General features: G+C 40.0%; 8 protein-coding genes. 3 read left to right on the top strand and 5 right to left on the bottom strand.

Annotated elements, in window-relative coordinates:
* Positions 1–597: 597 nt before the first annotated feature.
* Positions 598–1,437: an aminotransferase class IV gene (locus GGQ60_RS00345; RefSeq protein WP_183759413.1), complete on the bottom strand. Its 840-nt coding sequence runs from the start codon at positions 1,435–1,437 to the stop codon at positions 598–600.
* 3 nt (positions 1,438–1,440) lie between these two features.
* Positions 1,441–2,469 carry an RluA family pseudouridine synthase gene (locus tag GGQ60_RS00340; protein ID WP_183761157.1) on the bottom strand — a complete coding sequence of 343 codons (1,029 nt, stop codon included), beginning with the start codon at positions 2,467–2,469 and terminating at the stop codon, positions 1,441–1,443.
* A 102-nt stretch (positions 2,470–2,571) separates the two neighbouring features.
* Here GGQ60_RS00340 and GGQ60_RS00335 point away from each other — a divergent pair, with 102 nt between their 5' ends.
* The 3 genes from GGQ60_RS00335 to GGQ60_RS00325 all read left to right on the top strand — a co-directional run bounded on the left by GGQ60_RS00335 (position 2,572) and on the right by GGQ60_RS00325 (position 5,772).
* Positions 2,572–3,600, top strand: a complete 1,029-nt coding sequence (locus GGQ60_RS00335) for a DUF6588 family protein (protein WP_183759412.1) — start codon at positions 2,572–2,574, stop codon at positions 3,598–3,600.
* A gap of 63 nt (positions 3,601–3,663) precedes the next feature.
* Positions 3,664–4,533: a 1-aminocyclopropane-1-carboxylate deaminase/D-cysteine desulfhydrase gene (locus GGQ60_RS00330; RefSeq protein ID WP_183759411.1), complete on the top strand. Its 870-nt coding sequence runs from the start codon at positions 3,664–3,666 to the stop codon at positions 4,531–4,533.
* Positions 4,534–4,914: 381 nt separating this feature from the next.
* The gene (locus tag GGQ60_RS00325) at positions 4,915–5,772 is read left to right on the top strand and encodes an SGNH/GDSL hydrolase family protein (RefSeq protein WP_183759410.1); all 858 of its coding nucleotides are present in this window, start codon (positions 4,915–4,917) and stop codon (positions 5,770–5,772) included.
* Between the two features lie 136 nt (positions 5,773–5,908).
* On the opposite strand, the gene GGQ60_RS00320 is transcribed toward GGQ60_RS00325, so the two are convergent.
* The 3 genes from GGQ60_RS00320 to GGQ60_RS00310 all read right to left on the bottom strand — a co-directional run bounded on the left by GGQ60_RS00320 (position 5,909) and on the right by GGQ60_RS00310 (position 8,246).
* On the bottom strand, positions 5,909–7,324 hold the full coding sequence (locus GGQ60_RS00320; RefSeq protein ID WP_183759409.1) for an alpha-L-fucosidase: 1,416 nt from the start codon (positions 7,322–7,324) through the stop codon (positions 5,909–5,911).
* A 138-nt stretch (positions 7,325–7,462) separates the two neighbouring features.
* Positions 7,463–7,768 (bottom strand): GNAT family N-acetyltransferase, encoded by a 306-nt coding sequence (locus GGQ60_RS00315; protein ID WP_183759408.1) that lies wholly within the window; start codon positions 7,766–7,768, stop codon positions 7,463–7,465.
* Positions 7,769–7,880: 112 nt separating this feature from the next.
* Positions 7,881–8,246 (bottom strand): winged helix-turn-helix transcriptional regulator, encoded by a 366-nt coding sequence (locus tag GGQ60_RS00310; protein ID WP_183759407.1) that lies wholly within the window; start codon positions 8,244–8,246, stop codon positions 7,881–7,883.
* Positions 8,247–8,273 lie beyond the last annotated feature (27 nt).

Below are 8,273 nucleotides of genomic sequence, written 5' to 3'. Positions count from 1 at the left end.
AACATATTTTTAAAATTAAAATTATCGTTATGAACACAAAACCACTGCGTTTCAGGTTTGTTAGTGCCAGTTTACCTGAACTGCAACTGTTTTTTTGATTTCCCTGGCTCTTGAGATTGACAGCGTTCTTCGCTCAAGGCTGTAGTTTTTCAAAGCAAGCTTAGCATGATGCTCAAAACTATTCCAAAAAGATGTGTCCACATTGTAGGATTTAAACTCAGGGGGCATCTGGCTTTGACCGGGTTTAAATGGCCACAAAAGTGCAATTATTCGGGTTTAAATTGCATAGTAGAACTGCCCATTGTTAAATAAACCCGACCGGCAGCGTTATCCCGATTAAGAAGGGGTTATCTTATGAAAAACTTTTTCGGGATTAAGCAAAGGGCGGGACTACCGCAACCGAAGCACTACTAGCTTTGCTTTCCTAAAAATTTGAACAGTTTTACGGCCACGATAGATGCTGAACTAAATTCAGCATGACGACTGAAGCAGGATTTTACAGTTGTCAACTTTAATGCGCAGTTTACCTGAAAGCTGACAACTCTCCCGGTAAATTTTATTGTTGATGATCTGTGCGCTGCAGACTATGGAATAGTACTATAAATTATTAAGCTTATCGATCAGAAACTTCGATACCTCATTAAAGTAACGTTTCCTGCCGTAGCCCATTACCCATTGAATACCTTGCGTGGCATTGGTAATAAAAACTTCTTCGGCTTCTTTTAAAATCTCGGGGTTGATCTGTGCTTCGATTAAAGGTATGTCGTTCATTTTACATAACTGCATAATCGCTGTACGCATTACACCACCAATACAACCTTCAGCAAGTGAAGGGGTATAAATCTGTTTGTTATATACTACAAAAACATTGGCACTGATACTTTCGCAGAGAAAACCATGTTGGTTCAGGATCATGGCTTCATCCAGGCGGTTCTGGCTTTTAAAAAGCCCGGCCATGACATAAAGCAGTGCATTGGCTGTTTTAAAATTTGAAAGCTTATTAACGGGTTTGGTCATTTCATCAAAAACATCAATGATCAAACCTTTGCTGTTTAGTTCATAAGCAGATGTTTTTAAGGGAATGCCTTCTAAAACATAACCGGCTTTATTGATTTCGGGTGTATAAACGCCGGCCCCGCCCCTGTAAACCGAAAGGCGGAAACGGACATTGCCATTCCATTTATTCCGTTTAGTGAGATCAGCGGTTTTTTGGCGCAGAAAATAGTCGTCCATTAAAGCATGACCGTCGATTTTGAGCATTTTCATTCCCGAAACCAACCTGTCTGCGTGCAAATCAGCAAATTGAAGCTTATTATTGATCATTCGCATACTTTCGAATAATCCATCCCCAAATTTGAAACTCCTGTTAGAAGCTGTTAAAACCGGGGCATCTACCGCCCGAAATTCATCATTAAACAAAAGGTACTCCTGAAGCATATTTTATGATGTAGCGATATAATTTTCCCATTTAGTTAAGCCTGCTTTAAAATCGGGCGGCAAGGGAGATTCAAAATACATATACTCTTTAGTAGTGGGATGAATAAAGCCTAAACTTTGTGCATGTAAAGCCTGACGGGGCAGCAACTCGAAACAATTATCTACAAACTGTTTATACTTATTAAACGTGGTTCCTTTTAAAATCTTATCCCCTCCGTACATGGCATCGTTAAAAAGCGGGTGGCCAATATGCTGCATGTGTGCCCTGATCTGGTGGGTACGGCCGGTTTCCAGCTCACAGCTGATCAAGGTTACATAACCCAGGCGTTTTAATACTTTATAATGCGTTACCGACCATTTGCCTTTCTCTTCATCATCGTAAATATCCATCACACGGCGGTCTTTGGCACTCCTTCCGATGTAACCGGTTACCGTGCCGTCGTTTTCGATATCGCCCCAAACCAATGCAATGTATTTACGGGTAATACTGTGATCAAAAAACTGACGTGCGAGGTGCGTAATTGATTTTTCATTTTTACTGATCAACAATAAACCGGAGGTATCCTTATCAATGCGGTGAACCAATCCTGGCCTGCCGTCATTACCCGGCAATTGGGGCAGCTGCTCAAAATGAAATGCCAAAGCGTTAACCAAGGTTCCGGTATAATTATTAAAACCGGGGTGTACCACCATTCCGGCAGGCTTATTTACCACAAGCAAATCGCTGTCTTCGTAAACAATATCCAGCGGAATATCTTCCGGATACACTTCGGTGTCGCGCGGTGGATGTGGTAAAACAATAGATATTTCATCAAAAGGTTTAACCTTATAACTTGCTTTGATCTGCTTTTGGTTAACCAATACATTGCCTGCTTCAATGGCATTCTGAATGCGGTTTCGGGAGGCATTTTCTACGCGCACCATCAGAAATTTATCGATACGCAACAAAGACTGTCCCTTATCAACAATGATTTTTAAATGTTCATATAATTCCTGCTCTTCTGATTCCTGCAATTCGACCACATTTTCCATGGTGCAAAAATAAACTTTTAACTTCAAGATTTTTTTAATGATTAGTGTTTTCGAAAAAACAACCCTATCTTTAATGCAATCAAATCATCCTAAATCGTTTATATGAAAAAATGTTACTCCTTAAAGGCGTTATTTGCCTTATTTCTATTGGTAATGGTTCAAAAAGCAAGTGCTCAGCAAGATGTTGGTGATCTGTTTGTTGGCGGCCCTGCTGATGCAACTAAACTGGTGAATGCCTATTTTGATCCTTTATACAAAGGCTTGGGCCTGGGTTTAACTGATGGATGGTCGAACACAGCCAGATCCAAAGGTTTTTTAAAATTTGATGTCCGTATTTCCGCTTCAGCAGCTTTTGTTCCGCAATCGGCCAGAAGTTACGATGTAAATACATTGGGTTTAAGCAATATTAAACCTGCTCCGGGGGCATCATCTATAGGTCCTACTGCCTTTGGTGATGACCATGAAGGGGGTAAAATGCAGATTTACACAAGCAGCGGAATTCCAACCAATAAATTCTTTAACCTGCCACAGGGTGTAGGTTTCCATGTAGTACCTTCCGCACAAATCCAGGCTACTTTGGGCTTACCCAAAAACATTGATGTTACCTTAAGGGCTATGCCGAAGATTAAATTAGGCAGCGATTTAGGAAACTTATCGATGATCGGTTTCGGAGCAAAAATTGAACTTTTGCCTCTTTTTATGGGTTCAACCACCGAGAAATTAATTCCGGTAGATATCGCAATAGCGGGAGGATTTACCCAGTACAAATATCATCTGCCTTTGAATATCAATAATACTGCAAACTCCGATCAGCGTATTGACGCCAAATTCAACGGTGTAAATTTTGATGCCATCGTTTCCAAAAAAATTACGTTTTTCACCCCTTTTGCCAGCATTGGTTACCAAACCTCAAATACCAATTTAAAAGCGCTTGGCACTTATAAATTTGAGGATGGCGGAAGCAATGCAACCTATGTTGATCCGATCTCGGTAAAACAAACCGATATTGACGGGATAAGGGGTAGTTTGGGTTTTCAGTTGAAATTCGGCTTTTTTAAATTTTATGGCTCCTACACCCAGGCCAAATACAGCATGGTTAATGCAGGTTTGGGCTTCGGCATAGGTAAATAATATTTTTCGAAGATAATCTCATGTTAAACACCTGAAATACTCAGGTGTTTTTTATTTTTACACGTGTTCGAAGAAATATATAGTCCAGTACAAAAAATAGCACTTCACCCTTTTAACAACCTGTTTGTTAAAAGGGATGACCTGATTGATCCGTATATTTCAGGGAATAAATGGCGCAAGCTCAAATACATTTTAGCGAAGGCTAAAGCCGGTCACAAAACGCACCTGGTTACTTTTGGCGGCGCTTATTCCAATCACCTTGTGGCTACAGCTGCCGCAGCATCGCGATCGGGAATAAAATCAACAGCATTTGTGCGTGGCGAAGAAGTAAAAAATGAGATGTTACTACTGTGCAGTTTATTTGGGATGAGGCTCATTTTTACCGACCGTGAAAGCTACCGGAATAAACACAGCTTGTTTGAGCAGCATTTTGCCAATGATGACCGGGCCTATTTTGTTGATGAAGGTGGCGCATCACACGAGGCAACCCTGGGTTGTGCAGAAGTTATTGCGGAGTTAACCGAAACTTACGATCATATTTTCTGTGCCGCCGGAACGGGAACCACCGCAGCAGGATTGTTAAAAGGTATCCGGCAACAGGGATTAAATACCAAGCTGCATGTTATCCCTGTATTAAAAGGCGGCTCGTTTATCAAAGATGAGATAGCGAAATACACGCCACTTTCCGATCAATTGAAATTACACCAGGATTATCATTTCGGTGGTTACGCCAAAACTACCCCCGAACTGATCGGTTTTATTAAAAACTTTACTGCACAAACCGGCTTACTTTCAGACCCCGTTTATACCGCAAAAATGTTTTATGCCATTGTCGATTTACAGACACAGGGAGTTATCGATAAAGATGAAAAAGTACTTGCCATTCATACCGGAGGATTAATGGGGCTTTTTGGAATGAAAGATAAGTTTTAAACCGGCTGACTATCAGGAGCGCTTTGAAGAAAATCTTTAATTTTCACCTTCCGGCGTTCCCGGTTTTTAATGCCTGATCAATAAAAGTGCCTCCTTCCGTTCATGCACTTATTGTTTATCGGCAGCAATAAATAAGGGCTCATTTCTGAGCCCTTATACATTATTTAACCTTTGCAATTATTGATTATTGAATTACGATAAATATATAAAACTGTATCAAAAAATTAAGATAAAAATCGATCAGCACCTCAAAAAAATAGATGTTTGGGACTAAATCAATGTAGCTGTTTTTAAAAGCAAATTGCTTCAAAAACTTAAAATATTCTAACTAAATTCAGCGCTGATCTTCTCTTATCGCCTAATTATGATTTTTAACAAGAAATGAGCAACAAAAACCTTAAAAAATTAACCGGGCCACTTTTATTCATCCTGATCATTAATTTTTCGTTTACCCCGGCGAAAGAAATCAAATGGACGGCCATCGGCGATTCCATTACCTACCTCAACAATCATTTAAATGAAACAGGTAACCGCGTAAAAAGAGGCTATCTCGACCGGGTTAAAGACCGTTTGCCAAACATCAGCTATATTAACCAGGGCCATAACGGCTGGACAACGGTTGGTATTGCGAAAGAGATCAACAAGCTGGGCATTGTTCAATCAAACCTATATTCGGTTTTTCTGGGCACAAACGATTGGTGGGCCGGCATTCCGGTAGGCTCCTTAAACGATTATATTAACAACACCGGAACAGGCACTACCTGTGGTGCTTATCGTATCATTATCGATAAAATCAGGAGTTTAAACCCGAATGCTAAAATTGTAGTAATTACACCTATACAGCGCAACGATTTTGTATATATAGCCGATGCCAACAACAATGCGTTTGGGTCTTATCAGGCAAAAAACGGGCAAACTTTAGAAATGTTTGCCAATGCCATCATCGAAATAGCCAAACATGAAAATTTCCCTGTGCTCGACCTGTATCATAACCGAAAACTCAAACTTGAAAAAGCAGTTAAATTTAAAAGGCTGAAAAACCCTTCAACAGGTGTATACCAGAACTATAAATATCCGGAATCTGCTTCCATTCCTTTTAACCCCAAAGAAGATGATTATCCTTATCCTTTAGATGCAGTTAAAATGACCTATGATGGTTTGCACCCTTCTGATCAGGGCAATAAAGTAATTGCAGGAAACCTGGTGAAGCTTTTTAAGAGACATTATCCTGGCCTGTAAAGGCCGGATAGGTTGTAAACCTGGTCAATCTCATAGGTCTGGCATAAAAAAGGTCCTCCATCGCTGAAGGACCTCCTGATAAGATTTCTAAACCATTTCTGCTGGATTCAATTCTTATTATAAGATATTGCCTCTTTTATGGTCTCCGCTCATTAAAAACCTGGAACTCGGCAATTGATGGTGTCTCTTTGGCGTGTGTAATACGGATGCGGACTTTACTGGCCCAAACACGATCGAAACGATGAATTTTAATGCGGTCTTCATTTTTTCCGTCAAAAACTTTCTTCCATTCCACACCATTCCAATATTCAAGGGCATAAGTGTCGATGTTTTCTTTCTGTTCTGCTACAACAATCATATTTATGGCTTTTTCATTCTTAAAATCAACTTCGTACCAGGGATTGGTTACAGCGCTGTTCGATTCCCAGGATGTCCTGTAGCTATCATCATTTGCAAAATCCATAATGTTCATATCGTTGCTCCAGCTCGAGTTGCTGGCCTGGTTTTTAGCCAGATTACTGGAAATAACCGGCAAGCCCAATGGCGGGAGTGCTTTGGTTGGCCCCTCGTTCTTCCACAATTGGCCAACTTCTTTTAAGGCAGCCAGCGCATTATCATCAATCAAACCCTCTCTGTTTGGAGCTACATTCAGGATGAAATTACAGCTTGCAGCATTTAAAGGTTTAATTAAACCATCTACAATTTCATGAGGCTTTCTTACCGGAACGGTTGGAAAATCGGTTTTCCAAAACCAAGAGGTGTTAATAGGCAAACAGGCTAACGTTGGCATTACTTTACTTTCTTTGGGCATTCGTTGGCCCGCACCCATTTCGTAAGTTTTAATATCAGTATAATAAAGTCCTTCTGACGGGTATTTTGCACCGTTTAAATCCATTACCAAACAATCGGGCTGCAACGTTTTAATTAAGGTGTAGATATCTTCGAAAGGCACATCATCATAAGAGATTCTCGACCAAGGGGCATCCCAACCATCAATAATTAAGGCTTCAATTTTGCCATATTTGGTTAACAGCTCAGTTAATTGCTGCTTAATCATATCGATATGTTTCGGCGTAATCTGGTTGGGCCTCAATTTATGGTGGGTATCTAAAATGGAGTAGTAAAGCATTACTTTTAATCCATTTGCCCGGAAAGCATCCGTAAATTGCTTTACCACGTCTTTTCCGTAAGGGCTGTTCATTACATTATAATCGGTACTCTTGGTATCCCATATACAAAATCCGCAGTGGTGTTTAGTGGTTAAACAGCCATAGCTCATGTTGGCCGATTTTGCCGCTTTAGCCCATTGGTTTGCATCGAGCTTTTTAGGGTTGAACAATTTCGGAGAAGCTTCAGGATCAGGCCAATCGGCGTTTGCGTATGTTGGGATGTTATAATGGATAAACATGCCAAAGCGAAGATCAACGAATTGCTGCTGAAGTGTATTTAGTTTCTTTGCTGCATCAGCATTCTGGCCCTGTGCCAAGGCTCCGAACGAAAACAACGTAAAAACAATTACTAAAACGTTTTTCTGAATGGTTACAAGTTTCATTTTGTGCGTAGTATTTTAAGAATCTGATTGGTTTTTCGGTAAAGTTAATTTTCTTTGACGATATGGCACAACATATCCGGATCAAAATACTTGATCATTAATGTAACTTTCCTGATTTGATTCGATAGTGATTACCGGTTAATCGTTTTCACGCACTTTGTTCCAGATATCTCCGTAAAGTTCTTCGTGGCGTTTAAATTGCAAATGCACGTATGGGCAGAGTGGAATTACCTTCAGCTTATGGGTGCGCACATAATTTACCATCGCATCGAGCAATAGTTTTGCATAACCTTTACCTTCTTTTTCAGGATCAATTTCGGTATGATAAACGGTTAGATTTTCTCCCTGAATATCAAAAACCATTTCTCCGTACTTTTCACCTTCATCATAAAGTTCGAATGCGCTAGGCCCTTCTTTTTGAATAGTTAATTTAACTTCTGCCATGATATTTAACCCGATATAATTTTAAAATATACTTCATCAACTGATGGCAGCACTTGCTGCTCAATTAACTAAAGGTAGCCAATATCTGCTGATTTATTACATTTATAACGTTTTATGACCTGTTATTCTTTAACATTTTGTTTTTCTTGCCCCAGGCACTTAATTGACAAAAGATTGGGAGAAACTCCAGTGCGATCGGCGTTAGCTCATATTCTACCCTTGGGGGAACCTCTGCATAAACGGTTCTCTTAACCAGTTCATCCTGCTCTAATGCCCGCAATTGTAAGGTCAACATCCGTTCTGATATATAGGGGAATTCTTTTTTCAGTTCGCTAAACCTTAGCTTTCGGTTTCCAAGTTTATCCAATATGACAATTTTCCATCTCCCTCCTATTTTGTTGGCCGCATAAGTCAGATCGCAATCGGTTATAAATTTTTCGTTGAGCGTATAGGTCGAATTTTCTTTTCGTGCCGTCATTACTTACAAATTTGTTTGTACCATACA

Source organism: Pedobacter zeae (assembly GCF_014196715.1).
Taxonomy (GTDB): Bacteria; Bacteroidota; Bacteroidia; order Sphingobacteriales; family Sphingobacteriaceae; genus Pedobacter; species Pedobacter zeae.
The sequence above is the reverse complement of the archived record's forward strand: the minus strand, read 5'-3'. Positions and strand labels throughout refer to the sequence as shown.